The organism is Ornithinimicrobium pulveris (assembly GCF_050261105.1).
In the GTDB taxonomy this organism is placed as follows: domain Bacteria; phylum Actinomycetota; class Actinomycetes; order Actinomycetales; family Dermatophilaceae; genus Ornithinicoccus.
The window spans coordinates 3,313,969-3,339,370 of sequence record NZ_CP189837.1; the positions used below are offsets into that span (position 1 = coordinate 3,313,969).

23 protein-coding genes and 1 riboswitch are annotated in these 25,402 nt (G+C 69.2%); of the genes, 10 read left to right on the plus strand and 13 right to left on the minus strand.

All coding sequences use genetic code 11. The features are described from left to right. The first annotated feature begins 65 nt into the window (after window positions 1–65). Complete coding sequence (locus tag ACQBAT_RS15510; RefSeq protein ID WP_420747839.1) at window positions 66–1,283, plus strand: VOC family protein; 1,218 nt, start codon at window positions 66–68, stop codon at window positions 1,281–1,283. Between the two features lie 41 nt (window positions 1,284–1,324). Here the strand turns inward: ACQBAT_RS15510 and ACQBAT_RS15515 are convergent, their stop codons facing one another. Beyond that, entirely contained in the window at window positions 1,325–1,636 is a 312-nt protein-coding gene (locus ACQBAT_RS15515; protein WP_420747838.1) for a GNAT family N-acetyltransferase, read from the minus strand. Window positions 1,637–2,151: 515 nt separating this feature from the next. Beyond that, window positions 2,152–4,806: a replicative DNA helicase gene (locus ACQBAT_RS15520; protein ID WP_420747837.1), complete on the minus strand. Its 2,655-nt coding sequence runs from the start codon at window positions 4,804–4,806 to the stop codon at window positions 2,152–2,154. A 338-nt stretch (window positions 4,807–5,144) separates the two neighbouring features. On the opposite strand from ACQBAT_RS15520, the gene ACQBAT_RS15525 reads away from it, so the two are divergent. The 5 genes from ACQBAT_RS15525 (at window position 5,145) to ACQBAT_RS15545 (ending at window position 11,244) form a co-directional block, all read left to right on the plus strand. Then, window positions 5,145–6,500 carry an MATE family efflux transporter gene (locus ACQBAT_RS15525; RefSeq protein WP_420747836.1) on the plus strand — a complete coding sequence of 452 codons (1,356 nt, stop codon included), beginning with the start codon at window positions 5,145–5,147 and terminating at the stop codon, window positions 6,498–6,500. 33 nt (window positions 6,501–6,533) lie between these two features. Further along, on the plus strand, window positions 6,534–7,250 hold the full coding sequence (gene leuE, locus ACQBAT_RS15530) for a leucine efflux protein LeuE (protein WP_420747835.1): 717 nt from the start codon (window positions 6,534–6,536) through the stop codon (window positions 7,248–7,250). Window positions 7,251–7,357: 107 nt separating this feature from the next. Further along, window positions 7,358–7,900 carry a hypothetical protein gene (locus ACQBAT_RS15535; RefSeq protein WP_420747834.1) on the plus strand — a complete coding sequence of 181 codons (543 nt, stop codon included), beginning with the start codon at window positions 7,358–7,360 and terminating at the stop codon, window positions 7,898–7,900. 207 nt (window positions 7,901–8,107) lie between these two features. Further along, window positions 8,108–10,156, plus strand: a complete 2,049-nt coding sequence (locus tag ACQBAT_RS15540; RefSeq protein WP_420747833.1) for a hypothetical protein — start codon at window positions 8,108–8,110, stop codon at window positions 10,154–10,156. A gap of 146 nt (window positions 10,157–10,302) precedes the next feature. Beyond that, a complete protein-coding gene (locus tag ACQBAT_RS15545) occupies window positions 10,303–11,244 on the plus strand; it encodes a GNAT family N-acetyltransferase (RefSeq protein ID WP_420747832.1) in 942 nt (313 codons plus the stop codon). Here the strand turns inward: ACQBAT_RS15545 and ACQBAT_RS15550 are convergent. Beyond that, window positions 11,201–12,454, minus strand: coding sequence for an MFS transporter (locus ACQBAT_RS15550; protein WP_420747831.1), 1,254 nt, complete (start codon window positions 12,452–12,454; stop codon window positions 11,201–11,203). The genes ACQBAT_RS15545 and ACQBAT_RS15550 overlap by 44 nt on opposite strands. A 219-nt stretch (window positions 12,455–12,673) precedes the next feature. Further along, window positions 12,674–12,765, plus strand: a riboswitch (SAM riboswitch). A gap of 185 nt (window positions 12,766–12,950) precedes the next feature. On the opposite strand from ACQBAT_RS15550, the gene ACQBAT_RS15555 reads away from it, so the two are divergent. From ACQBAT_RS15555 to ACQBAT_RS15565, 3 genes are all read left to right on the plus strand, one after another. Further along, entirely contained in the window at window positions 12,951–13,454 is a 504-nt protein-coding gene (locus tag ACQBAT_RS15555) for a flavin reductase family protein (protein WP_420747830.1), read from the plus strand. Window positions 13,455–13,457: 3 nt separating this feature from the next. Further along, window positions 13,458–14,675, plus strand: a complete 1,218-nt coding sequence (gene sfnG / locus ACQBAT_RS15560) for a dimethylsulfone monooxygenase SfnG (protein WP_420747829.1) — start codon at window positions 13,458–13,460, stop codon at window positions 14,673–14,675. Between the two features lie 195 nt (window positions 14,676–14,870). Beyond that, complete coding sequence (locus tag ACQBAT_RS15565) at window positions 14,871–15,296, plus strand: OsmC family protein (protein WP_420747828.1); 426 nt, start codon at window positions 14,871–14,873, stop codon at window positions 15,294–15,296. Window positions 15,297–15,330: 34 nt separating this feature from the next. Here ACQBAT_RS15565 and mnhG read toward each other — a convergent pair whose 3' ends face one another. The 10 genes from mnhG to rpsF all read right to left on the minus strand — a co-directional run bounded on the left by mnhG (window position 15,331) and on the right by rpsF (window position 23,989). Next, entirely contained in the window at window positions 15,331–15,708 is a 378-nt protein-coding gene (mnhG, locus tag ACQBAT_RS15570; RefSeq protein WP_420747827.1) for a monovalent cation/H(+) antiporter subunit G, read from the minus strand. Beyond that, on the minus strand, window positions 15,705–16,157 hold the full coding sequence (locus ACQBAT_RS15575; protein WP_420747826.1) for a monovalent cation/H+ antiporter complex subunit F: 453 nt from the start codon (window positions 16,155–16,157) through the stop codon (window positions 15,705–15,707). Before ACQBAT_RS15575 ends, mnhG begins: the two co-directional genes overlap by 4 nt. Next, complete coding sequence (locus tag ACQBAT_RS15580; RefSeq protein ID WP_420747825.1) at window positions 16,157–16,807, minus strand: Na+/H+ antiporter subunit E; 651 nt, start codon at window positions 16,805–16,807, stop codon at window positions 16,157–16,159. Before ACQBAT_RS15580 ends, ACQBAT_RS15575 begins: the two co-directional genes overlap by 1 nt. Further along, the gene (locus ACQBAT_RS15585) at window positions 16,804–18,351 is read right to left on the minus strand and encodes a Na+/H+ antiporter subunit D (RefSeq protein WP_420747824.1); all 1,548 of its coding nucleotides are present in this window, start codon (window positions 18,349–18,351) and stop codon (window positions 16,804–16,806) included. Before ACQBAT_RS15585 ends, ACQBAT_RS15580 begins: the two co-directional genes overlap by 4 nt. After that, a complete protein-coding gene (locus ACQBAT_RS15590) occupies window positions 18,348–19,001 on the minus strand; it encodes a Na(+)/H(+) antiporter subunit C (protein ID WP_420747823.1) in 654 nt (217 codons plus the stop codon). Before ACQBAT_RS15590 ends, ACQBAT_RS15585 begins: the two co-directional genes overlap by 4 nt. Then, window positions 18,998–21,964, minus strand: coding sequence for a Na+/H+ antiporter subunit A (locus tag ACQBAT_RS15595; protein ID WP_420747822.1), 2,967 nt, complete (start codon window positions 21,962–21,964; stop codon window positions 18,998–19,000). Before ACQBAT_RS15595 ends, ACQBAT_RS15590 begins: the two co-directional genes overlap by 4 nt. Before the next feature lie 180 nt (window positions 21,965–22,144). Then, window positions 22,145–22,591 (minus strand): 50S ribosomal protein L9, encoded by a 447-nt coding sequence (rplI, locus tag ACQBAT_RS15600; RefSeq protein ID WP_420747821.1) that lies wholly within the window; start codon window positions 22,589–22,591, stop codon window positions 22,145–22,147. A gap of 36 nt (window positions 22,592–22,627) precedes the next feature. Further along, window positions 22,628–22,864, minus strand: a complete 237-nt coding sequence (rpsR, locus tag ACQBAT_RS15605; RefSeq protein WP_097189144.1) for a 30S ribosomal protein S18 — start codon at window positions 22,862–22,864, stop codon at window positions 22,628–22,630. 113 nt (window positions 22,865–22,977) lie between these two features. Continuing rightward, window positions 22,978–23,610, minus strand: a complete 633-nt coding sequence (locus ACQBAT_RS15610) for a single-stranded DNA-binding protein (RefSeq protein ID WP_420747820.1) — start codon at window positions 23,608–23,610, stop codon at window positions 22,978–22,980. A gap of 91 nt (window positions 23,611–23,701) precedes the next feature. Next, window positions 23,702–23,989, minus strand: coding sequence for a 30S ribosomal protein S6 (gene rpsF, locus ACQBAT_RS15615; RefSeq protein ID WP_420747819.1), 288 nt, complete (start codon window positions 23,987–23,989; stop codon window positions 23,702–23,704). 238 nt (window positions 23,990–24,227) lie between these two features. On the opposite strand from rpsF, the gene ACQBAT_RS15620 reads away from it, so the two are divergent. Continuing rightward, a complete protein-coding gene (locus tag ACQBAT_RS15620) occupies window positions 24,228–25,394 on the plus strand; it encodes a nucleotide sugar dehydrogenase (protein WP_420747818.1) in 1,167 nt (388 codons plus the stop codon). Window positions 25,395–25,402 lie beyond the last annotated feature (8 nt).

Below are 25,402 nucleotides of genomic sequence, written 5' to 3' on the forward strand. Positions count from 1 at the left end.
CCATCTGCCCTGGCAGGCTTTCGCCACCCTGGCCACCGGCGGGGCGGAGGCACTAGCGTCCCGGTATGTCGACACATGGGTGGCAGGGGATCGCGGGCGTGTGCACGGCGTGGTTCGGTGCGTCGTCGCTGGTGGAAGGGGCCGCGCTGGCCGCGCGCGTGCTGGATCTGGCGCCGACGGCCGCGGTCGATCTCCGCGCGTCCGGAGTGCTGGTGCGCCTGGACGGTGACACCCACCTAGACGTTGAAACCCACCTCGACGTTGACAGCCACCTGGACGCCATCACGCAGGCGGCGGAGGAGCTCGGGCTCGTCGCTGATCCCAGCGTCCCGCAGCAGATTGGTGTCGTGATCGAGACAGCCCAGCCCGAGGCGGTGCAGCCGTTCTGGCAGCGCGCCCTGGCCCGGGGGCCGGGCGAGGACGGCCACCTGGCGGACCCGCTGCGCCGTCTTCCCCCGCTGCGGATCCGCGAGGTGAGTGGTCTGGGTGGGGCGAGAAACCGCATACACCTGGACGTGGTCCGGCCTGCTGCGCAGGTCGAGCAGACCGATCTCGGTCCGGCGACCGGCCCGTATGGCGTGTGTCACCGCGACGCTGACGGCAACGAGGTGGATCTGGTGCCGGGGGATCCGCTGGGCGAGGCGGGTGCGAACTCGGGCACCGAGGACTGGCAGGTGGTCTTCGGCGCGGTGGCGGCCTATCGAGTGCAGTCGCCTGCGCGGCAACGGGATCTCGCGGTCACGGCGGCGGAGTTCGCGGACGAGGCCGGCTTCCCGTTGCTGATCGATCTGCGGCCCGGCGTGGTCGTCCTGGACACCGGCAAGGACCGGTGGGATGCCGACGCGCACAGGCTGGACGTGGACTTCGTCGACCTCGCCGCGCGACTGCAGACCGCGGCGCGCGGGCTCGGAGCCACCGCGGATGCCGGACTGGCGAGTTTCGTCCAGCTCTTCTTCGACGCGACCGACATCGAGTCGGTGCGGAGATTCTGGGCGGCCGCTCTGGGCTACGTCGAGGATGAGCGGGAGGGGTTGACCGACATCTACGACCCGCGCTGGCTGGGCCCGCCGCTGGTCTTCCAGCCGCTGGACCCGGCGGATGCGGACCGGCGCGAGCAGCGGGATCGGATGCACGTCGAGGTGACCGTGGGTGAGGCGGCTGCCCAGCGGCGGGTCGAGGCCGCCGTGGCCGCTGGTGGGCGGGTGCTCGAGGAGTCCGCGGGTCGGTGGGTGGTGGCCGATCCTGAGGGCAACGAGCTCGCGATTCGCTCGCCTGCCACGTAGTCGGTCCCCACTCAGTCGGTGGTCACTCAGTCCGTCATTGCTCAGTCGGTCGCGCTGGACGGCCGCACGCCGTAGACCAATGGGACGTAGTCGGGGTGCTTGGCGATCCAGGCCTTGATGAACGGGCAGATCGGCAGGACCTTCCGGGTGCCCTCCGCACGGATATCATCGAGCGCGAAGCGGGCGAGTGAGGCACCGATCCCCTTGCCCTCGAAGGCGCGGTCGACCTCGGTGTGCGTGAAGACGATGAGCTCGTCGGTGAGCTGATACTCGGCAAAGCCCGCGAGCGCGCCGTCGAGGTGCGCCTCGTAGCGGCGCTCATCCTCGTTCTTGGTGACCTGGACCTCCGACATGGGCGTTCCTACTGAACTCGACGCGCGAGGCGCGCGGCTTCGACGTCCCAACTATCCCAGCAGTCGAGCTGGACGACTCGCCAGGCGCAGCGCGGATGATCAGGAGCGCAAACTGCGACAGCTCCGGCGGGTACGACCACTGGAGGTCGAGGAGGACGCTGTCGAGGGAGGACTCTGCGCGTGCCGGCGCTTCCCAAGTGGGGTTGACCGACGCGGTTGGGACGCTGGCTGGGATCGATGACTACTACCGCGACCGTTCCAAAGGAGACGACTGGGGTGGACCCTTAGCCGTGCCGCGGAACCGTTCCTCTAGGCCCAAGACCTCCCCCGCCTTGGCCCAACGGGGCCAGGGATCTCACGCCGAGCGCAGACTCCAGCTCCTTGATCAGGGCTCGGAGATCAACCATCGCTCAGTTAAATAACGTTACGTTTGCTTCCTTAGAGTTTCGATAACAAGAAATTTATGACACATACGAACCTCGCTTGTGACATCTTCGCTGCATCTCGACAACCCGCTAGAAGTTGCTCGCCATGTTCGTGAACCGGCTGTAGTGACCCTGGAAGGCCACCACCACCGTGTCGGTGGGACCGTTGCGGTGCTTGGCCACGATCACGTCTGCCTCGCCCTCGCGGGGTGACTCCCGTTCGTAGAGAGACTCTCGGTGCAGCAGGATCACGACGTCTGCATCCTGCTCGATGGAGTTGTGGACGGCGATTCCGTTGGCCACGAAGTTGTGCGTGCCCACTACGGTCGCATCGAAGACGTCCTCAATGCCGACGAGCTCGATCGATTTCACCGCGTCCCAGAACACATCATTGACCGCGAACAGCTCCAGGTCGGCGCTATCGAGCACGGTCGCGATACGGCCGAGGCGTTCTCGAGACGGAGCGTTCTTGAAGAGTGCTGAGCCGCAGTACTGCGTTCCGAGAGCCGCCTGGACGTCTCGGTGGCTCATCCCCTGCTCGGCGAGAAGTTTGCGAACGTCTCCCCAGACCTCTCGCGGCACGGTGTCGACATTGGTCTGAGCTTCGCGATCTCGGATGATCTTCAGCAGAGCCGCCGCTGACGCCGAGCGTCCACCGAACACCCCGATCTCCTGCAGGAAGCGTCGCTGGCTGTCGGCGCCCGAGATGTCGAGGGTGAAAACGTCGCGGTAGCCCTGCTTCGGCACCGCCTTGATCCTCGACGAGATCCCGAAACGGAGCAGCAGACGAGAGACGTCGTCAACCAACCGCCGGGAGGTCGATGCGTAGTACACCCGGCCACCGCTCTGGGCGCGGTTGACCGTGACCGAACCATCTGTGGCCCAAAGGTGATGGAGGAACAACGCGATCTGCCGCTTCGATGCGTAGGAGACCTGCTCGGGGATGAACTTCTCGTGGCTCCGCAGCCCGCAGACGCCAAGACCATCAAGCCACTCCGCGATGGGATGACGCCGGCCCCGAGCCAGCCGGAAAGGGGCGCGGAGCCGCAACGTGGTGCACCTTGCTGCCTCGTACTCGTCGCGCACCGCGACCACGCCGAAGCTGAGCGCGGCGCTGGTCACAGCCCGGAGGTTCTCCTCGTCAACCGAGGCGTAGCGCAGCGGCTGGCGTCGCAGCATCGATCCGTCGCCCAGCATGTGTGCCAGAAGGACGAGGTGATCGTCGTCTTCCCAGGGCTCGTGCCGCTCCGGCGCAGGCACGTGTCGCGGGACTGCCAGCCGGTCACCCGTGCGCAGATCGCCGAGTTGCTTCCAGCCGTCATAGGTCAGGAACGGGTGGTTCTCGGTCGCCGTGACGGTCTTACCCGACGTCAGCGTCAGTCGGAAGACCGGCTTCCGGCCGGTCGGGAAGACGTGCGTCAGATGGCGCCGGACGTACCGTAGGGACTCGTCCAGCGACCAGATGGGAACGTCGGTCGCACCCGACGCGTGCAGCTCACCGAGGGTGACCTCGGCCCCTGTGTCGGCCCGCAGGACCCGGGTGTCGGCCGTGAGGCAGCCACTTTCGCGAAGATCGCTCATCTGTGGCTTCTTGTCGGTGCGCTGCTCAGGACCACGGTTCAGCTGCGAGAGCGCGATCAGCGGGACCTCGAGCTCCTTGGCGAGCAGTTTGAGCGCACGGCTGAACTCCGCGACCTCCTGCTGACGGGACTCGACCCGCTTGCCCGAACTCATCAGCTGCAGATAGTCGACGATGACCATCTTGAGGTTGTGCCGCTGCTTGAGCCGCCGGCACTTGGCCCGGATCTCCATCAGCGACATGTTGGGCGAATCGTCGATGAACAGCGGCGCGTCGTGGATCCGGCCCTGGGTCTCGGCCAGGCGCGTCCAGTCCCGGTCCCGCATGTTGCCCTTACGCATGTTCTGCAGCGGGATCTCCGACTCCGCCGACAGCAGACGCATCGTGATCTCGGTGCGGCTCATCTCCAGGCTGAAGACGACGGTGGGCATCTTGTGCTTGATCGCCGCCGCACGCGCCACGTCCAACGCGAACGTGGATTTACCCACAGCCGGCCTCGCCGCCACGATGACCATCTGCCCGGGGTGCAACCCGTTGGTCAGCTCGTCCAGGTCGGTGAAGCCGGTCGGCACGCCCACCATCTCGCCCGTGGACGAGGCGTTGTGCTCGATCTCATCCGAGGTGGCCTGCAGCAGGTCCCCGATCGGGTGGTAGTCCTCCCCACCCCGCCGGTCGGCGACCGCGAAGACCTCGGCCTGGGCCTCGTTGACGATCTCCTCGACGTCACCACCCCCGTAGCCGATCTGCACGATCCTGGTCCCGGCCTCGACCAGCCGTCGCAGGATCGCCCGCTCCGCCACGATCTCGGCGTAGTAGGCGGCGTTGGCCGCGGTCGGCACCATCGCGATCAACTGGTGCAGGTATGCCGTGCCCCCCACCCGGGCCAGTTCACCGCGCTTGGTCAGCTCGTCCGCGACGGTGATCGCATCGACGGGTTCGCCCCGCCCGAAGAGGTCCACGACCGCTTCGTAGATGCGCTCGTGCGCCGGGCGGTAGAAGTCCTGCGGCTTCACCAGCTCCGAGCACTCACCGATGGCGTCCTTGGACAGCAGCATGGAGCCGATCGCGCTCTGCTCCGCGGCGACGTCCTGCGGCGGCAGTCGCTCCTCCGGTGCTCCCCCCGGAGCGTTGTTGCCATAGGCCTGCTCGAGCTCGCTCAGCGACATAGGCCTCTCCTCAACACGTGTCCGTTTAGGTCTGCACCAAAGACCATCACCGACCACCGACATACCTGCGGAACAGACCCACCCGGGCGCGAGCCATCGGGCCACCGTAGGTCGCCGCCCACCCCTTCTCCAACCGCGCCTGTGGACCCGTTGTGGATCTCGTGTGGACTGACGGTGGACGACACGCCTGCACCTTTGGGGGTGGATGTGGACAAGGCCTGTGGACAGTCCATGACTTTCCTGGCGAGACCCACACTGACCTGCGGAAACACGCCACACAGGCTGTGGACGAAAACTCGTCCTTCCACTCTGTCGCACCGCTCTGGCACACTCCCGACGTGACCTCGGACAGCCCGCCCCCACCTCGCCCGACCCCGGATCCGGGGCTGCGGCGCGAGGTCCTGCGGCTGGCCGTTCCGGCCTTTCTCGCCCTGGTCGCCGAGCCGCTCTTCCTGCTCGCCGACTCAGCCATCGTTGGCTTCCTCGGCACCTCCTCGCTCGCGGGCCTCGGCGTCGCGAGCGCGGTCCTGCTCACCGCGGTCAACATCTTCGTCTTCCTCGCCTACGGCACCACTGCGGTGGTCGCCCGACGACTCGGAGCTGGCGACCAGAAAGGGGCGCTCGCCGCCGGCGTCGACGGGATCTGGCTCGCGATGATCCTGGGCATCCTGGCGGCCGCCGCCGTGGCGATCTGGGCGCACCAGATCGTCGCCTTCTTCGGGGCCACGCCCGACGCGACCGCAGAAGCGGTGACCTACCTGCGGGTCTCGACACTCGGCATACCTCCCATGCTCGTCGTCCTCGCCGCCACCGGCGTCCTCCGCGGACTGCAGGACACCAAGACCCCCCTCGTCGCCGCGGTCGCCGGCTTCTCCGCCAACGCCGTCCTGTCCCTCGTCCTCGTCCATGGGGTCCACTGGGGGATCGCCGGCGCCGCCTGGGGCACGGTAATCGCCCAGACCGGGATGGCGATCGGGCTCGTCTGGGTCCTGGTCCGCGGTGCCCGCCGCCTGGACGCACCCCTCGGCTTCACCGCGGCGGGTGTCCTGCGCTCGGCGGTCGACGGCATACCCCTGCTCGTGCGCACCCTCGCGCTGCGTGCGGTGCTGCTCGTGACCACCTGGGTGGCCGCAGGGCTGGGCGAGCCCGAGCTCGCCGCCCACCAGGTCGCGATGACCGTCTGGAGCGCGCTCGCCTTCGCGCTCGACGCGCTGGCGATCGCGGCGCAGGCGTTGACCGGCAAGTCGCTGGGCGCCGGCGACGTCGAGGGCACGCGCGCGACGACCTGGCTGATGGTGCGCTGGGGCGTGTGGTTCGGGATCGGCCTGACGCTGCTGATCCTGGCGCTGCACCGCGTCGTCCCGCTCGGCTTCTCGACCGACCCGCAGGTGCAGGCGGCGCTGGCGGCGGCCCTGCTCGTCGTCGCCGTCGGACAGCCGATCTCGGGCGTCGCCTTCGTGCTCGACGGAGTGCTGATCGGCGCCGGTGATGCGCGCTGGCTGGCGCTCGCGCAGACCGTCTTCCTGCTCGTCTACCTGCCAATGGTGCTGGGCGTGTGGGCGGCCGGGCTGGTCGGCGTGACCGGGCTGGTGTGGTTGTGGATCGCCTTCACCGGCTTCATGGCCGTGCGGGCGGCGGGGCTGCTCTGGCGGGCCCGCGGGGATGCCTGGATGGTGGTCGGCGCCACCCGCTGAAGAGACGCTTGCGGGTGGTCCTGAGCAGGGCTGATGTTCTGCCAGAATTCTCTGGTGCTCGGCATCATCGACCTCCCGACCTACCTGCTCGGGCTCCTGCTGATCGTGCTCCTCCCGGGGCCGAACTCGGTCTACGTCCTGTCGGTCGCCGCGCGTCGGGGGACGCGCGATGGCTACCGCGCGGCGTGCGGTGTGTTCGCCGGTGACGCCGTGCTGATGACGCTCGCCGCGGGCGGTATCGCCTCGCTCCTGCGCGCTGAGCCGATGCTGTTCAACCTGGTCAAGTGGGCGGGTGCGATCTATCTGACCTGGCTGGCGATCGGGCTGCTGCGCGGGGCGTGGCGGACCCGGCGCCGGGCGGCGCAGTCCGAGACGGCCGAGGGTGTGGAGGCGGTCGAGGAGGTCCTGAACGAGGCGGTGGTCGACGCCGCGCCGCCGCGGGGCGCGGTGGAGAAGCCGTTCCGGCGCGCGTTCGTGGTCAGCCTGCTCAACCCGAAGGCGATCCTGTTCTTCGTCTCCTTCTTCGTGCAGTTCGTCGACCCGACCTATGCCTACCCAGCGCTGTCTTTCCTCGCCCTCGGCGCCTGGGCGCAGCTGTTCAGCTTCACCTACCTGTCGGTGCTGATCTTCGGTGGCGCCTATCTCGCGGCGACCTTCCGCCGTCGCCGGCGGACCAAGGCGGCGTTGTCGGCCGGGGTCGGGGCGGCGTTCCTCGCCTTCGCGGTGAAGCTGGCGGCCACGCAGGCCTGACCAGGTCCCGTATGCCGTGACACCGGTCGGGCGCTGTCCGTCCCGTCTGAGATGGTGGGGGATAGAGAGCACGCAGGAGTTGAGCGCATGCAGGAGTTGGGCACGATATGAGCGACGGACGACCGGACAGCGCGGGGCAACTGGCGGCCGAGAGCCTGGTCGCTGGGGAGCGCGAGCAGCTGATCTACACGCTGGAGAACCGCTTCGCCCCCCACCTGGAGGCCGCCGACGCGGCCGTGCGTGAGGCCGAGCAGCGCCTTGCGGAAGCCCGCGACCAGCTCGCGCGACTGGAGCGCGAAAGGGGAGAAGCGCCATACGTCTCGGACGCCTTGCCGTTTATGCGTCAGGGCGTGGACGAGGAGGTCGAGGGTCTGGAGCGCAAGACGACGGGCAAGAAGTTGCGCACGTCCTACCGCTTCCTCGTCGATCGGACGGTCGAGCTGGCAGCGGCCGAGGTGCAGCGCTTCCACGAGGACCGGGATGCGGCTGAACGCGAGCGTGAGGAGGGGCTGGCCGCGCGGGAGGAGGCGGTGCGCCTGGCCGAGCAGGCCCTGGCGGCGGCGCAGGCGATGCAGGAGCGCGTGCGCGGTGCGGAGCGCGCGGCCCAGCGTGGCGTGGCGGTGCTCGTCGAGAAGCTCGGGCAGGCCTGACGCGCCGACCGTCGCCCATGTCCTGACACACCAAGCGTCACCGAAGTCTCAAGCAGGAATGTCACCCATGTCCCGAGACATCACACGACACGCTGTGGATAATGTGCAGGCTTGTCGTACAGGTGTGCTAGGTTTGACGTAGTCGACATGGAGAAGCTCGCGGGGAGTTTCGGTCGGCGAACGGGGATCTGCCGAGGGGAGGCAGCGATGGCACAGCCACATCCGGAGGACGCCCGAGACCATCGCGCCCCGGCAGCGGGAGGCGCGGTACTAGGCAGCGTGCTGGAACAGGCGCGGCGGGCCAGTTCCGCGCACGCCGACCTGCTGGTCGCCATCGCGGACCTCTTCGTGATCGCTCGGGACAAGGTCCTGGCGGCTCGGGGCAAGGTCGGCGTCGAACTGTCCGCGACCCTCAAGCGCGAGATCACCAGCGCCGCCCGGACAGCCTTGGCGTATGAGTTGTCGGCCACCATGGGCCCCACTCCCTACCGCGCCCGCATCCTGATCGAAATCGCGACCTCCGGGACGGAGATGACCACGCTCATCCTGTCCGCGCTGCACCGCGGCGAGACCACCTTGGAGCAGATCGTGGCGTTCTGGCAGCGCACCCGGGGACTGGAGGCGGAGCAGCGCTTGCTCGTCGCCTACGCCCTGTTCGGACCCGACGTGATCAGCGCAGCCAGGGAACGGCTGGACCCCGACGGCGACTGGCACGGTTACCCCTGGGGTGAGGCGCCCTTCGAGGCCGCCCTGACGCGTGAGTCGACCGCCGCGGTGGGGACGGACCCCGAGGCGGAGCGCGCCCGACGTCGAGCGGCAGCCAAGAAGAAGTACTTCCGTGTCCAGGCCAACGACGACGGCACCGCGACCATGACGATCCGCGCACCGCTGCACCAGATCCTCGGACCGGCAGCTCGGGTGGATGCCGCAGTACGTGCCCTGAAGGCCCGCAAGGACGAGCGGCCGTGGGCGCACGCGCCGGCCGACATCGCCCTGACCATGCTGGGCTATGGCACCATCCCCGCTCTCGACCTCCCCGACCTTCCGCCGCAGAGCTCGGATTCGGCGACGGACAGCGAGGCGGGCGGCGATCCTGAGGACAGTGGGTCGACGGAGCCCACGCCAGACCCCGATGCCGAGGCACGAGATCACGGGCTGTTCGACCCGATCCTCTCTCCCGATCAGGCCGACCTGCTGGCCCGGGTCATCACGGCCACGCCCCCCATCGCCCTCCAGGTCGTCGTCCCGCACGACGTCCTGGGTCTCGGGCAGCCACTGTGCCCTGGGTGCGCCGGGACCATCCGATCAACCGACCCTGACCCTGGCGATGGACTGTGCCCCGACCATGGCCCTGACCCTGGCGATGGACTGTGCCCCGACCATGGCCCTGACCCGGATCTCGACCCCGACCATGACCCCGATCCCGGCCCCGACCCTGGGGAGAGCTCCGCCTCCGGTTCGGAAGCACGGGAGGACTCTGCCTGGAGCGGTCCCACCGACGAGGACGCGCCCACCGACGAGGACGCGCCCACTCAGGAGCTCCGGCCGACCGACGAGGACGCGCGCCACCCCGCGCGCCTCTTGCGTGGCAAGGTCGCCGAGATCGTCGGTGACGAGCCCGCCTTCATCTCCCCCGGTTGGGCGCGGGAGCTCGCCCTCACGCCCGGCACCACCATGCACCGCCTGCTCACCGACAGGGCAGACGGACGCCTGCTCGAGCGATCGATCCCCACCTACCGCCCAGACACCGACATGCGCCGCCAGGTGCGAGCCGCCGACCGTTACTCCCGCTTCCCCAACAGTCGCGATCCAGAGACCCGCTGCGACATCGACCACGTCACGCCGCACGGCTGGGCCGGTGGAGCGACCAGCCCGCTGAATCTGCAGCTTCTCGACAAGGTCCCGCACGCCCTCAAGACGGTCGGCGACCTCAAGGCAGCGATCAACACCCGCCGTGACATCACCTTCACCACCCTGCTCGGCCAGCTGCGGGCTACGCGGGCGCACGACTATCGGCAGTACACCCTGGCCATGGACACCGACGACCTCGATGAGCTCCGTGACCGCGCCAACTACCTCGCCTACGCCGTCCTCGCCGAGCGCGCGAAGGGCGTCCAGGGTCGGGACCCGCACAGCACCATCACCGTCAACCACACCAACCCGGAGGGCCAGGTCCGCCCCGGGCCTCGCCCCGACCACCCCACCCCTGATGAGCTCCTGCAGCGCTGGTCCGAGGACGAGCCCGACGAAGCGTGAGGTCAATGAGTGTGCCCGACTCAGCCGCCACGATCGACCACACCGCCCAATTGGCCACCCAGGGCCACACACGCCCGAAGCTCCCGGTGGCATGGCCCATGACAAAGCGTTGGCCTGGGGCGACCCGCCCGGGCATGATGCGCCTCATGCCAGTCTCGCTGACCACCCCTACGACCAAGCAGTTCGCGACCATCGTGACCACGCTCGGCAGCTGGCAGCGTGACGGCGCTCCCTTCCAACTCCACCCGGGCGACCTCGGCTGGCACGCACGTAAGGGCCCAGCCGACACCGCGGCAGCCCTCCGTGTCTGGGCCCGCGACGGTCGCACGGTCGCGATCGGTTTGCTCGACGGCGAGGACCTCCTCCGCATGACCTGCGCACCCGACCTGCTCGCCGATCTCGAACTGGCTCGAGCCCTCGCCGGCGACGTCCACGACCCTGGGCGAGGCGTCCTCCCAGCAGGCCCCGTGTATGTCGAAGCCCCCGTCGGCGCAGCCCTGCACCACAGTTTGGCTCACCTGGGATGGGAGGTCGGCGAGGAGTGGACCCCCCTGCAGATGACACTCGAGCAGGACGTCATCGGTGAGTCGGGAGCCCTGCGAATCGAGGTCGCAACGGAGGACCTGGCAGGCGATTGGCTCTGCGTGACCGCAGCTGCCTTCCAGGCGTCATCTGCTTCTCCGACGTCAGCGACGGCGCCATCGCCATCGCAGGTGCACTCACCCTCTCCTTCGCTCTCGACGCAGGCGCTGGAGCGCTGGCGCACGATGGTGAGTAGTGCGGCATACGAGGGGGCACGGGCCCTGGTTGGTTACGACGAACAGGACCGACCGGTCGCAGCCATCTGCGTCTGGAGCGCAGGACCTGGACGTCCGGGCATCATCGAGCCGCTGGGTGTGCACCCGGATGCGCGCGGGCGCGGTTTCGGCCGAAGCATGACCCTCGCTGGCGCCGGCGAGCTGCAGCGCCTCGGTGCGTCGAGTGCCCACGTGGCCACACCCAGCAGCAATGTCGGGGCAGTGGCGACCTATCTGGCCGCCGGCTTCAGCGAGCTCCCGCGTCGTCGGGACCGCCAGCGCTCTGCGTGACCGGATCCACCTGCTCAACGGGCTGGGACCCCGCCGGCTGCCGCTCCACGGGAGGGGACCCCGCAGGCTCGAGCTGCTCCCGCCACAACCTGCGCCAGGGCAGGAAGGCGCACGACAGCACCAACCCCGCTCCGGCCAGGCCTATCGCGATCCGGGTCGAGCTCGCGAGCGCCAGGACGCCCCAGAGCGCCATCGCAGCCGGTTGCACCACTCTGTTGGTGATGGACCAGGCAGCCGAGACGCGAGACATCAGGTGGTCCGGGACGGTGTCGAGTCGATAGGCCACGAAGAGCGGGTTGAAGGCACCGGCGATCAGCAACATCAGGCTGTCGCACGCCACGATGACGACCAGCCCGACCCAGCCAGCGGGGGCGAAGGCGATCGGGAGGAGAAAGAGCGTCCGGGCCGCCCCGAGGGTCAGGATCAGGCGGCCCCGGCCGTGCAGGCCCTCCAGCCTGGGCGCCAGGAGAGCCCCGAGGATGCCACCCACGCACGGGATGCCGAGGGCCAGACCGTACTGCCATGGGGCGAGCCCGAGATCACGCAGCATGAGGACGTAGATGAGCGGCGAGGACGCCATCAGCATGCCGCCGAAGACCATCGCGTTGAGAAAGAGCGGACGCAGGGTCGGGTGGCGCAGGATGAACGCCCAACCCACACCGAGCTCGCGCAAGGGGCTCCCACCGGCGTCCCGTGGCGCAGGCTCCGGCTCGGGTTGGCGGATGCTGCGCAGGCCCACCGCGGCACCGAGGAAACCGACGGCGTTGACCGCCACGGTGACCGTGGCGCCGATGGCTCCCAGGAGCAGCCCGCCGATGGCAGGCCCCGCGCTCAGCGCCAACCACGACGTGGTCTCCAGCCGACTGGCTGCCTCGGTCCGGCCCTCCCGGGGGACCAGTGCCTTCAGGTGCGCAGAACTCGCGCTCAGCTCGGCCAGCAACCCCAGCGAGCTGGCGGCAGCGACGACGACGAGATGTCCATACGTCAGCACCCCGAGGAGATGCGCGATCGGCAGACTGAGCAGGACCACCGCGCGAAACAGAGCGGCCGCGATCATCACCGGCCGCTTGCGTCGATGCTCCACCCAGGGCCCGATGGGCAGGGCGAGCAGCGCACTGATCGCGCCCCCGGCCGCAGCCAGCAGCGATACCTGGAGGTCGTCGGTGTCCAGCACCGTGATGGCGATGAAGGGCAGCGCCCCCAGCGCCACCGCCGTGCCGACCTGGCTTGCCGCCGTCGCGCCCCCACAGGCGAGCGAAGTCCGGGCCGAGGTTCACCCGAAGCACCCTAGGCATCACCACTGACACACCCACCCCGCCGCGCCGCGGCACTGGGCGTGACCAGCCAGCCACCAACCAACGGACCACACCCTTCGGCAGAAGGGGCCTACGGCTTGACTTATCCGAATTTTCTGTGTTCTGATCCTCACACCCCATCACGAGCGGCCGAGAGATCTGGCTCGAGGACGCCGCAGCAACCACCCCACCCGGGGCAGGGTGCTCACGCCAGGATCGATGGAGAGGAAACTCTGATGTTCTGCAGGTCCCAGGAGATGCCCTCGGCGGTCACCGCCGACGCAACCACCGTGCGCTGACCGCCGCCCCACCGCGTCACGCCCCTCTCCGCACCTCTTCCCTCTCCTTCTGACGCACGTACGCACACCTGCGCGCGTTGCGTCATACCCGCAGATTCTTCAGGAGCCCCCTATGTCCACCGTCACCCTGCACGCCCCCACCACCGACCTACGCAGCGTCTTCCGTCGGGCAGCCGCGAGCACCTGGGTCGTGACCGGAGCCCGCGCGCCCGGCCTCGACCCGGTCGGCTTCACCGCCATCTCCGTCGTCTCGGTGAGTCTCGACCCGCCGCTGGTCTCCTTCAACATCGGCAAGGACTCCTCCAGCCTGGTCACCCTGGCCCGCACCCACCGCGCCGGACTGCACCTGCTCGCCGACCACCAGGCCCACCTCGCGACCCGGTTCGCCGCCGACCGGCGGCAGCGCTTCGTCGACGAGGGCGCCTGGCACTGGGACCACGGCCTGCCGGTCGTCACCGGCGCTGCGCTCCACCTGACCACCCGCATCGTCGACCTCGTCGAGGCCGGCGACTCCTTCCTCGCGCTCGCCCGGGTCGAGCACGCCAGCTCCACCGACCACTCCCCGCTCATCCACCACCAGGGCCGCTTCGCCCCCCTCCACCTGATCGGAGCCTGACCGATGACTACCACGCACCCAGCCGCCAACCCCGCCACCAACCCCGGCGCCAACCCAGTCGCCCACCCGCTCTCCTTCGCCTACTGGGTCCCCAATGTCTCCGGCGGCCTCGTCGTCTCGACCATCGAGCAGCGCACCAACCACACGCCGGACTACAACATCGACGTCGCGCAGACCGCCGAGCGCGTCGGCTTCGACTACGCCCTCACCCAGGTCCGCTATCTCGCCAGCTACGGCGCCGACGCCCAGCACGAATCGGTCTCCTTCTCCCTCGGCCTGCTCAGCCACACCGAGCGTCTCAACGTGATCGCAGCCGTCCACCCCGGCCAGTGGCCGCCGCACATCCTCGCCAAGCTCGCCGCGACCGCACAGGAGCTGCACGACAACCGCCTGGCGCTCAACGTCGTCTCCGGCTGGTTCAAGGACGAGTACACCCGGCTCGGCCTGGACTGGCTGGACCACGAGGAGCGTTACCGCCGCGCCGAGGAGTTCATCGAGGTGCTGCGCGGGCTGTGGGCACAGGACCCGTTCACCTTCCGCGGCGACTTCTACCGCACCCGCGATGTCGTCTTCCGCCCCTCCCCGACCCGCACCCCGGAGGTCTTCCAGGGCGGCAACTCCACGTCCGCACGCGAGATGGGCGCGCGCCTGTCCGACCTCTACTTCATGAACGGCAACTCCATCGACGGCGTCCGCGAGCAGGTCGAGGACGTGCGAGCCCGGGCCGAGCGGCACGGACGTCGGGACGCGATCCGGTTCGGGCTCAACGGGTTCGCCGTGGTCCGCGACACCGAGGCCGAGGCCCGCGAGGTGGTCGAGGAGATCATCGCGAAGGCGGACGTCGCCAAGGTCAACGACTTCGGTCGCGCGGTCAAGCAGGCCGGCCAGTCGACCCTCGACAAGAAGGGGATGTGGGCGGACTCCGACTTCCGCGACCTGGTCCAGTACAACGACGGCTTCCGCACCGGCCTCATCGGCACCCCCGAGCAGGTCGCCCGCCGCATCCTGGACTACAAGGCGGTCGGCGCCGACCTCCTCCTGCTCGGCTTCCTGCACGTCCGCGAGGAGGTGGAGCGCTTCGGCACCGAGGTCATCCCGCTGGTCCGCGAGCTCGAGGCCTCCGGGTATGGCGTTTCCCACCCAGGTGCAGAAGTCGCCAGCGAGAGGGTAGCCAGCGAGAGGGTCGCCAACGCGCAGGTCGCCAGCGAGAGGGTCGCCTGATGGGAGCCGCCAGTGTTGTCGAGACCGCACCCGGGGACGCCACCTCGAGGGTCACTCCGAGGGTCACTCCGAGGGGCGATGCGAGGGTCGATGCAAGGGTCACTGCCACGTCCTTGCGCGATCGGCAACGCCCGATCAAGGCCCGCTGTCGGGGAGGACCCGACCTCGGCGCTGATCGCCAGCGAGGCCACGGCCGTGGTCGATCAGCAGGCGCTCACGGCCACCGTTCCCACCTGGTCCGGTGAGCTGGTGGCGGGCCTACACCCAGCCGCAGGGGGCGACGGACACCTGGCCTGCTCGGCCGACATCGTCCTGCAGGCGCTCGTCGCCTGCGGCGGCGTCACCCTGGCCGCCGTCGCCACCTCCCTCGGGCTCGACCTGCGCAAGGCCGAACTGACCGCCCGCGCCACCTGGGACGCCCGAGGCACCCTCGGGGTCGACCCGGAAGCGCCCGTCGGGCTCACCGGAGTGGAGCTCGTGGTGGACGTGGAGGCGTGGACGAGTGACGGCATACGGGCAGGGGACTCGGTGATCGACCGCCTGCTGGAGTTGACCGAGAAGTACTGCGTGGTCGCCCGCACGCTCACCGCGCCGGGCACGCTGGAGGTGCGCAGAGCCTGAGCCCGGCTTACCCGACCCGGCGAGTCAGCCCGGCTCAGCGGCTCGGCTCGGAACCCGGGTCGGTCGCGGGTCGGGGGTGCGGGGCCTCGCGCCGGCCCAGGTGGATGTCCGTGGGCGCCACCTGGCCGGTGCGGAAGCCCGCCCGGCCGACCATGTGCGCGCCGGCGGGGATGGTGAGCAGCTGGAAGGCCGCGATGATCGCCAGCGCCCCCAGGTCGATCCCGGTCCGCATGCGCAGGGCGACGCCGACCAGGACGAGGAGGACACCGAGCACCTGCGGCTTGGTGCCCGCGTGCATCCGGGTAAGCAGGTCGGAGAAGCGCAGCAGACCGACCGCGGCGGCGACGCACAGGAGGCTGCCGAGGAAGAGGAAGATCAGCCCGGCGAGGTCGAGGAACTCGGTGAAGGTCATCGGCGCGCCTCCCCGTCAGTGCTGGTGGCAGGGGTGCCGGTGGCGGGGGTGCTGGTGGCGTGCGTGCCGGTGGCAGGGGTGCTGGTGCCGGGCGTGCTGGCGCCGGTCGCCGCCTCGCTCCGCGGGTCCGGCTGGTCCTCCAGCCGGTCCGGTGCCGGCGCCACGAACGGGCTGTCCCGATCAGCGGCGACGAAGCGCGCGACGGCGACGGAGCCCAGGAAGCCCACGAAGGACAGCGAGATCAGCACCGGCAGGGTGGTCTTCGCGCCGCTGAGCGCGACATAGGCACCGAGGGCACACACCACGATCGAGACCAGGGTGTCGGTGGCGACGACCCGGTCGAGCACGCTCGGGCCGATCGTGATCCGGATCAGGACGAGCAGGGCGGACAGCGACATCAGGCTGCCGACGGCCCAGGCGAAGATCGTCTCGACGGTCTGGAGTTCCATCAGCGCACCCCCTCATCCGGCCGCGGGCCCTGGTGGGCGCCCAGCTGCTTGACCTCGTCGGTGGTCATCGTGGACACCAGTCCTTCCCGGGCAGCCCGCTCCTGCGCCTCGCGCCGACGGCGCGGGTCGAGCAGAGCCTCGGCATCGGGGTGGAAGGCCCGCAGCACGCGGGCTTCCTGGGCGCGGACGCGGTGGCGGACCTTCTCCGCCTCCTGCCGGGTGCGCACGTCGAGGGCGTGGATGGTCAGCACGCGCGAGCTCGGGTCGAGATCGATGACGACCGATCCGGGGACGAGCGCGACCAGCTCTGCGGTCAGGGTCTGCAGGAGGGCGTCATCACCGACCAGCTCCATGTCCATCACCCGGCCACGCGCCGTCCGACCCGGACGCACGGCGAGCCACGCCACCTCGACCGAGGCGCGCACCAGGTCCCACAGGAACCGGCTGACGAGCACCACGATCGCTATCGGACGTGGCCGCAGCCGGACCTGGACGTGCGGCAGCGGGAAGGCCGCCAGCACGAAGAAGCCGACGAGCAAGCCACCGATGAAGGTGAGCAGGGTGAATCTGCTCCACAGGATCATCCAGACCAGGGCGAGCCACAGCACGGCCCCGATGGAGATGTTCCACCGTCGCGAGATGAGCCTCACATTCCCACCCCCAAAACGGCCTCGAGATAAGGCGTGCGCAGCATCAGGTCGACGGCCGCGCGGGTGGCCACCCCGAAGAGCGGACCTGCGACCAAGGTGATGCCGACGCCGACCACGACCAGCGACATCGTCGGGACAAGCACGCCGATCCCCAGGGCGCTGTGGTGGCCGCCACGCAGCGGTCCGGTGCCGACCAAGCCCTTGGCGTTCTCGGACCAGAAGGCACGACCCCAGACCTTGGCGATCGCGTAGAGCGTGAGCAGCGAGGTGACCACCGAGCCGACCACGACCACGATCGCCAGCCAGCTGCCATCGGCGGTGCCGGCCTGGATCAGGCCGACCTTGCCGAGGAAGCCGCTGAACGGCGGGATGCCGGCCGCGTTCATCGCCGGGACGAAGAACAGGATCGCCAGCAGCGGCGAGATGCGGGCCAGGTCACCGAGCTTGGTGCTGTCGGAGGATCCGCCGACGCGCTCGATGAGACCGACCACCAGGAAGAGCGTGGTCTGGATCAGGATGTGGTGCACGACGTAGAAGATCGCCGAGGCCAACCCGTGGGTGCTGCCCAGGGCCACGCCAAAGAGCATGTAGCCGATGTGGCTGACCAGGATGAAGGACAGCATCCGCTTGATGTCGTCCTGCGCGATCGCCCCCAGGATGCCGACCACCATGGTGAGCAGCGAGGCCCACAGCAGCAGTTGCTCGAGGTTGGAGTTGGGGAAGAGCAGGGTCTGGGTGCGGATGATCGCGTAGATCCCGACCTTGGTCAGCAGGCCGGCGAACACGGCGGTGACCGGGGCCGGGGCCGTGGGGTAGGAGTCGGGCAGCCACCCCGACATCGGGAAGACCGCGGCCTTGACGGCGAAGCCGACGAGCAGCAGCAGGTGCAGCAGCACGGCGGTGCTCGGGTCGATCTCGCCGAGCCGCTCGCTCAGCAGCGCCAGGTTGATGGTGCCGGTGGCGCCGTAGACCATCGCGATGGCCGCGAGGAAGATCATCGAGGACAGCAGCGAGACCAGCACGTAAGTCACGCCGGCCCGCACCCGCTCGCGCGTCCCACCCAGGGTGAGCAGCACGAAGCTGGCGGCCAGCAACATCTCGAAGCCCACGTAGATGTGGAACAGGTCGCCGGCGATGAAGGTCGTGGTCACGCCGGCTGCGAGCACCAGGATCGTGGGGTGGAAGACCGGCAGCGGCGCGTGCCCGTCGCTCTCCTCATCGAAACTGCTCGCGCCCTGTCCGACCGAGTAGGCCAGGACGGCCATCGTGACCGTGGTCGAGACGATGACCATGAGGGCGGCCAGGCGGTCGACGACCAGGACGATGCCCTCGTATGGCGTCCACCCACCCACGTGCATGACCTGCGGTCCGTGGGTGTCGGCGGCCCAGAGCAGCACGCCCGCGGCGATGAGCATCCCGGCCAGCACGCTCAGGCTGACGGCGCGCTGGATCCAGGTGCGGCCCGCGGCGGCCAGGGTCAGACCGGCGCCGATCAGCGGGAGGAGGACCAGCATCGGCACGAGCCAGGAGAAGGGCGTGATCATCGCGTGCTCCCTCCGTCCTGCTTGTCGGCCGGGTCTGTGCTGGTGGGCTCGTTGTCGGTCGGGTCTGTGCTGGTGGGCTCAGCGTCGGTCAGCTCAGCGTCCGTCGGGTCTGCGTCGGTGCCTTCGTCCGTGTCCTTCAGGGGCGCGTCCTCGGCCGCCGCGTCGGTGGCGGTGCCGCTACCGTCGCCCCCGCCGCGACCCTGCTCGCTCATCTCGCGCTCGGCGCGCTGGCTCTCGGCCTCAATCTCGGCGGCCTGCTCGCGGGCGCTGCGGTTGTCATCACCCAGGTCGTCAGCCTCGGCACGGGCGTGGATCCTCGCCGACTCGGTGTCGTCGTCGACGATGTCTTGGCGGCCCAGCTGCCAGGAGCGGTGCGCCAGGGCGAGCACGAAGGCGGTCATCGCCAGCGTGATGACGATTGCGGTCAGCACCAGCGCCTGCGGCACCGGGTCGGCCATGGGGTCATCGAACATCCCCACGATCGGCGGACTGCCAGCAGGTCCCGAGGCGATGATGAACAGCAGGTTGATGCCATTGCCCATCAGCAGGAAGCCGAGCAGGGCACGCACCAGCGACCGGGCCAGGAACAGGTAGACGCCGGTGCCGATGAGCACCGAGGAGACGATCACGAGGGTCAGGTTGGGGGTCATCGGTTCGCTCCTTCCTGCGCGGAGCTCTGCTCGTTGGCCTTCTCCTGGGCGATCTGGTGGTCCAGACCGGAGCCCAGGCTGCGCAGGATGTCGAGCATCAGGCCGATGACCACGAGGTAGACGCCGAGGTCGAAGAAGAGCGAGCTCACCAGGTGGATCTCACCCAGCAGCGGGATCTGCAGGTAGGTGTCCCACGTACGCAGCGCCGCGCTGCCGAAGAGCATCGGGATGATGGCCGAGCCGGCGGCGATGAACAGCCCGGTGCCGAGCAGGGCCGCGGGCATCACGGGCAGCGCCGCACGCAACTCGTAGGCCCGGCCTGCCAGGTAGCGCAGGCACAGCGCCAGCCCGCCGACAATGCCGGCGGCGAAGCCGCCACCGGGCAGGTTGTGACCGGCCAGCAGCAGGTAGATCGACCACAGCATCAGGGTGTGGAAGGTCAGGCGAGCGACGATCTCCAGAATGGTTGACCGGCGGCTGTCCTCGACCTCGGCGCCCATCGTCAGCCAAGGGGTCGGGTCCTGGGCCGAGGAGGTGGCGCCGGTGCGGGTCCGCAGCGTGGCCCGGCTGTCGCGCGCCGTCCGCAGCGCGCTGCGGACGCGGTCGAGGGCCTCATCACGCAGGAAGACCAGCGAGGCAACGCCGGTGGCGCAGGCCAGCACGACGGACAGCTCGCCCATGGTGTCCCAGGCACGGACGTCGACCAGGATCACGTTGACGATGTTGTAGCCAGCGCCGTACTCCACCGAGCGCTCGGGCAGGTTGATCCCGGCAGGCTCGTGCACGCGGGAAGCGGCCGCCAGCATGGCGATCGCTCCGAAGACGATGCCGACCGCGGCACCGATCAGCGCCCGGACCTTGCGGGTCATCCTGCTGGGGTCGTCGGGGAAGCGGCCGGACATCCGACGCAGCACCAGCACCATGACCACCAGGGCCACGGTCTCGACCAGGGTCTGGGTCAGCGCCAGGTCCGGGGAGCCGTGCATCAGGAACAGGATCGCGGTGCCGTAGCCGGTCACACCGACCAGGAAGACCGCCCGCAGTCGACGCCGGGACCGGGTGGCCAGGATGGCGGCGATGATCGTGATCAGGGCGACGGAGACCTGCGCCGGGCTCTGCGCCCAGAGGATCTCATCCGGCCAGTTCAGCTCCATCCCGCCGGCGATGAGGTGCACGCCAGGCAGCACGATGACGACGGCCAGGATGATGCCGAGCAGCACGGGCAGCGAGCCCCGCTGCATGAAACCCGTCGTCTCCAGCGAGACGCGCTCCAGCCCCCGGGTCACGTGGTGGTAGGTGCGGCCGGCGTCGATCGGCGAGATCGGGATCGGCACCTCCACCGCCCGGCGCGCCTGCACGCTGAACCAGAGCACACCGAGCACCCACACCCCGACGGAGACATAGAGCGGCAAGCCAAAGCCGTGCCACAGCCCCAGATGCACCTCATAGCCGTCGGCCACGTGGGTCACCGTCTCGGTGTGCCGCTCGAGCACCGCCTCCAGGCGGGTGGACGTCACGCCCATCACCAGGCCGCCGAGCGCCAGGAACAAGGGTATGCCGACGAGCAGCCAGGAGGGCGCGTGCCACTGGTCCTCGTCCTCGTCGCGCACCTGCGGCGCCGGCCCCTGAGCGCCGTCGGTGAAGGCACCCCACACGTAGCGCAGCGAGTAGACCATCGTCATGACCGAGCCGATGATGGCGGCGATCGCGGCCATCCCCTGCAGCGACCACCAGCCGTCGACCGGGTAGACCAGGGCGGCGACCGCGGCTTCCTTGCCGACGAAGCCGAGCAGCACGGGCAGGCCAGCCATCGACATCGCGGCCAGGGTCCCGGCCAGCGCCAGCAGCGGCGCCCGCCGGCGCACGCCGGTCAACCGCCGGATGTCCCGGGTGCCGGCCGCGTGATCGATCGCGCCGGTGGTCAGGAAGAGCGCCGCCTTGAACAGCGAGTGCGCCACGACCAGCGTCAGACCTGCCAGCGTCGCCCCGGTGCTGCCATAGCCGAGCAGCAGGGTCAGGAAACCCAGCTGGCTGACCGTGCCATAGGCCAGGATCAACTTGAGGTCGGTCTGTCTGGTCGCGCGGAAAGCACCCAACAGCATCGTCGCCGACCCCAGGACCAGGACGATGACCTGCCAGGCCAGCAGATCGGCATACCCGGGGGCGAAGCGGGCGACCAGGTAGACGCCCGCCTTGACCATCGCCGCCGCGTGCAGGTAGGCGCTGACCGGGGTCGGCGCGGCCATCGCGCCGGGCAGCCAGAAGTGGAAGGGGACCAGCGCGGACTTGGTGATCGCGCCGACCAGGAGGAGCACGATGCCCCAGGTGACCAGCGTGCCAGCGCGCGGGTGGGCGATGATCTCGCTGATCCGGTAGGTGCCGGCGTCGTGCCCGACGAAGACGATCCCGATCAGCATCGCCAACCCACCGAAGGTGGTCACGATCAACGCCTGCTTGGCTGCCCGGGTGCTCGCCGCGCTCGTGGTCAGATAGCCCACCAGCAGGTAGGACAGGACCGTGGTGATCTCCCAGAAGATGTAGAGCACCAGCAGGTCATCGGTGGTGACCAGGCCGAGCATCGCCCCCGCGAAGCCGACCAGCGAGCCGCTGAGCAGCCCCAGGTTGCGGTCCCGGTCATCGAAGTAGTGCGCGCAGTACACGAGGATCAGCGCACCGATCGCCGAGACGATCAACGTCATCACCCAGGCGAGGGTGTCGATCCGGAAGCTGAGGTCCATCCCGAGCGAACTGACCCAGCGGATCCTCTCGGTGTGCGAGACAGCATCCGCCACAGTCCCAGCGGAACCGCTGCCGATCCCGCTCGGGATCCGGGTCGCCGCCCACGCCGCGGTGACCGCGGGAGCGATGGCGAGCACGTAGAACGTCCGCGCCCCGATGGCGCGGACCAGGAAGGGAGCCAGGATCGCCGCGCCCAGGTGCAGCATGAGGAGGGCGGCGATCACGCGCTGGGGCCTCCCTCGCTCGTGGGGATCGGCCGACCGCAGGGTCGACCGATCAGGTTCAGATTAGTTAGTGGACGTGTCCCTATCGTAAACGAGAAGTGACAGTGCCCCGACCCACCGGGGGCAGGTCGGGGCACTGTCGGGCTGCTGGAACGCGTCGTCCAGCACAGGGGGCTGGGATCAGCCAGCCACCACGGTGATCGTCAGATCCGCGGACACGTCCTCGTGCAGACGCACGTGGACCGGGTGCTCGCCGACGGTGCGGATCGGGGTCGGAACCTCGATCCGGCGCTTGTCGACCTGCGGGCCACCGGCGGCCACGATCGCTTCGGCGATCTCGGACGGGGTGACGGCGCCGAACAGGCGGCCGCCCTGGCCGGCGCGGGCGGTGACGCTCACGCTCGCGGACTCCAGGCTCGCCTTGGCGGCGGCGGCGTCCTCGGCGGACTTCACCTCACGCTTGGCGCGGGCGCTGGTGATCGCGTCGACCTGCTTCTGGCCGCCCTTGGTCCAGGGCGTGGCCACCTTGCGGGGCAGCAGGAAGTTGCGGGCGTAGCCGTCCTTGACGTCGACGACGTCACCGGCGGTCCCGAGACCGGACACGGGCTGGGTCAGAATCAGCTTCATCGAATTCTCCTCCTCAAGTGCTCTACGGTCGCCGGCTCAGCGGGCCGAGCTGGAGTAGGGCAGGAGCGCCATCTCGCGGGCGTTCTTGACCGCGTTCGCGATGCGACGCTGCTCCTGGACGGAGACACCGGTCACTCGGCGGGCGCGGATCTTGCCGCGGTCCGAGATGAACTTGCGCAGCAGCGCGGTGTCCTTGTAGTCGATCGCCTCGATCTTGGCGGACTTCAGCGGGTTCGCCTTCTTCTTGGGCTTGCGCACAACGGGCTTGGCCATCGTGGTGCTCTCCCCTTTCGTGAGAGCCCGAGCGATGCTCGGGATGGGTTGTTTCTTCTTGTATGTCGTGTGACGGGTTGATCAGAACCAGTCCTGATCAGAACGCGTCCTGATCAGAACGGCGGGTCGTCGTAGGAGGGGGCGCCGCCCCAGCTCCCACCCTGGCCGCCGCCCTGGTTGCCGGAGGTGCCGCCGGACTGGTTGCCACCAGCCTGGTTGCCGCCGGTCGCCCAGGGGTCGTTCTCGGGGGCACGCTGGCCACCCTGCTGACCGCCACCCTGGCCACCCTGGGGCTGGTTGCCCCAGCTGCCACCACCCTGGCCGCCGCCCTGGGGCTGGTTGCCCCAGCTGCCGCCGCCCTGGCCGCCCTGACCACCGCCGCGCTGGGCCTTGGTGACCTGCGCGGTGGCGTAGCGGAGGGACGGGCCGACCTCGTCGACCTGCATCTCCATCACGGTGCGGTTCTCCCCCTCCGGCGTCTGCCAGGAGCGGGAGACCAGGCGACCGGTCACGATGACGCGGTCGCCACGGTGCAGGGACTCCGACGCGTGCTCGGCAGCCTCGCGCCAGACCGAGCAGCGCATGAACAGCGTCTCGCCGTCCTTGAACTCATTCGCCTGTCGGTCGAAGTTGCGCGGGGTGGACGCCACCGTGAAGTTGGCGACAGCCGCACCACTGGGGGTGAATCGAAGCTCGGGGTCGGCGGTCAGGTTGCCGACCACGGTGATCGGGGTCTCTCCAGCCATGTCAGGTCGTCCTTGATCCGTGGATGTGTGGTGATCTCGGGTGGGTGATCAGCGCTCGTGCTGAGCGCTGGTGATCAGCGTGCGGAACTACTCAGGCCTCGCGGCGCAGCAGCTTGGTGCGCAGCACGGTCTCGTTCAGACCGAGCTGGCGGTCCAGCTCCTGGGCGGTGGCGGGCTCGGCGGTCATCTGGACAACCGCGTAGATCCCCTCAGCCTGCTTCTTGATCTCGTAGGCCAGCCGGCGGCGGCCCATGAGGTCGATCTCGTCGACGGTGCCGCCGTCCTTGGGCACGACGGCGAGCATCTTCTCCAGGGTGGTCTGGAGGTTACGCTCGTCGGTCTCGGGGTCGAGGATGATCATCAGCTCGTACTGACGCATGCGTGAACCCACCTCCTTCGGTCTCTGCGGTCACGGTCTCTCCGTGACAGGAGGGTCACTGCTCCCCCGCGTGAGATCCACTCTGCACCAGATCGAGCGATCGGATCAGAACTTGTCCACAGGGGTAGCCCCACAACTCTACCGAGGACGCTTGGCCCGGCCTAATCGCCGACCGTGGCCAGACCACGCCAGCCACACGTCATACTGGATCCTTCCGAGCCCACGCACGAGGAGTCGTATGAAGATCGCCGTCGCCGGTACCGGCTATGTCGGGTTGTCCAATGCGGTGATCCTGGCCCAGCACCACGAGGTGCGCGCGCTGGACATCGACGCGGCCAAGGTCGAGCTGATCAATGCCGGGACCTCCCCGATCGTGGACCCCGAACTGTCGCACTTCCTGGCCAACAACGGGTTGAACCTGACCGCGACCACCGATGCCGCGGCAGCGTATGCCGACGCCCAGGTCGTGATCATCGCCACCCCGACCGACTACGACACCGAGTCCAACTTCTTCGACACCTCCAGCGTCGAGGCCGTCCTGGCCGACGTCCTCGTCCACGCCCCCGAGGCCGTGATCGTGATCAAATCGACGATCCCGGTCGGCTACACCGCCCGGCTGCGCGAGCAACACCCCGGCGCCACGATCATCTTCTCCCCGGAGTTCCTGCGCGAAGGGCGCGCGCTCTACGACAACCTGCACCCCTCGCGGATCATCGTCGGGGACACCACCGAGCACGGCCAGCTGATCGCCGACCTGCTGCTGGAGGGCGCCCACGACAAGGACATCCCGGTCCTGCTCACCGGCCCCACCGAGGCCGAGGCGATCAAGCTCTTCGCCAACACCTACCTGGCGATGCGGGTCGCGTACTTCAACGAGCTCGACACCTACGCCGCCACCCGCGGCCTGGACACCAAGCAGATCATCGAGGGGGTCGGCCTGGACCCCCGCATCGGCGCGCACTACAACAACCCCTCCTTCGGCTACGGCGGCTACTGCCTGCCCAAGGACACCCGCCAGCTGCTGGCCAACTACGGCGATGTCCCCCAGACCCTGATCACCGCGATCGTGGACGCCAACACCACCCGGATGGACTTCATCGCCGCCGACATCCTCGATCGCCACCCCGCCACCGTCGGGATCTACCGCCTCATCATGAAGGCCGGCTCGGACAACTTCCGCGCCTCCTCCATCCAAGGCGTGATGTCCCGCCTGCAGGCCCGCGGCGTCGAGATCCTCATCTACGAACCCACCCTGGACTCCGACACCTTCCAGGGCGCCCGCGTCACCCGCGACCTGGACCACTTCACCAGCACCGCCGACCTCATCATCGCCAACCGCCGCGACGACCACGCCACCACCTTCGGCACCAAGCTCTACAGCCGCGACCTCTACGGTCGCGACTGACCAGGACC

What these genes read in the sequence shown, in the direction of transcription:
- ACQBAT_RS15510 (WP_420747839.1), top strand. Translation starts at nt 66, where the DNA reads ATGTCGACACATGGGTGGCAGGGGATCGCGGGCGTGTGCACGGCGTGG.
- ACQBAT_RS15515 (WP_420747838.1), bottom strand. Translation starts at nt 1,636, where the DNA reads ATGTCGGAGGTCCAGGTCACCAAGAACGAGGATGAGCGCCGCTACGAG.
- ACQBAT_RS15520 (WP_420747837.1), bottom strand. Translation starts at nt 4,806, where the DNA reads ATGTCGCTGAGCGAGCTCGAGCAGGCCTATGGCAACAACGCTCCGGGG.
- leuE (WP_420747835.1), top strand. Translation starts at nt 6,534, where the DNA reads ATGTTCTGCCAGAATTCTCTGGTGCTCGGCATCATCGACCTCCCGACC.
- ACQBAT_RS15535 (WP_420747834.1), top strand. Translation starts at nt 7,358, where the DNA reads ATGAGCGACGGACGACCGGACAGCGCGGGGCAACTGGCGGCCGAGAGC.
- ACQBAT_RS15540 (WP_420747833.1), top strand. Translation starts at nt 8,108, where the DNA reads ATGGCACAGCCACATCCGGAGGACGCCCGAGACCATCGCGCCCCGGCA.
- ACQBAT_RS15545 (WP_420747832.1), top strand. Translation starts at nt 10,303, where the DNA reads ATGCCAGTCTCGCTGACCACCCCTACGACCAAGCAGTTCGCGACCATC.
- ACQBAT_RS15555 (WP_420747830.1), top strand. Translation starts at nt 12,951, where the DNA reads ATGTCCACCGTCACCCTGCACGCCCCCACCACCGACCTACGCAGCGTC.
- sfnG (WP_420747829.1), top strand. Translation starts at nt 13,458, where the DNA reads ATGACTACCACGCACCCAGCCGCCAACCCCGCCACCAACCCCGGCGCC.
- mnhG (WP_420747827.1), bottom strand. Translation starts at nt 15,708, where the DNA reads ATGACCTTCACCGAGTTCCTCGACCTCGCCGGGCTGATCTTCCTCTTC.
- ACQBAT_RS15575 (WP_420747826.1), bottom strand. Translation starts at nt 16,157, where the DNA reads ATGGAACTCCAGACCGTCGAGACGATCTTCGCCTGGGCCGTCGGCAGC.
- ACQBAT_RS15585 (WP_420747824.1), bottom strand. Translation starts at nt 18,351, where the DNA reads ATGATCACGCCCTTCTCCTGGCTCGTGCCGATGCTGGTCCTCCTCCCG.
- ACQBAT_RS15590 (WP_420747823.1), bottom strand. Translation starts at nt 19,001, where the DNA reads ATGACCCCCAACCTGACCCTCGTGATCGTCTCCTCGGTGCTCATCGGC.
- rplI (WP_420747821.1), bottom strand. Translation starts at nt 22,591, where the DNA reads ATGAAGCTGATTCTGACCCAGCCCGTGTCCGGTCTCGGGACCGCCGGT.
- rpsR (WP_097189144.1), bottom strand. Translation starts at nt 22,864, where the DNA reads ATGGCCAAGCCCGTTGTGCGCAAGCCCAAGAAGAAGGCGAACCCGCTG.
- ACQBAT_RS15610 (WP_420747820.1), bottom strand. Translation starts at nt 23,610, where the DNA reads ATGGCTGGAGAGACCCCGATCACCGTGGTCGGCAACCTGACCGCCGAC.
- rpsF (WP_420747819.1), bottom strand. Translation starts at nt 23,989, where the DNA reads ATGCGTCAGTACGAGCTGATGATCATCCTCGACCCCGAGACCGACGAG.
- ACQBAT_RS15620 (WP_420747818.1), top strand. Translation starts at nt 24,228, where the DNA reads ATGAAGATCGCCGTCGCCGGTACCGGCTATGTCGGGTTGTCCAATGCG.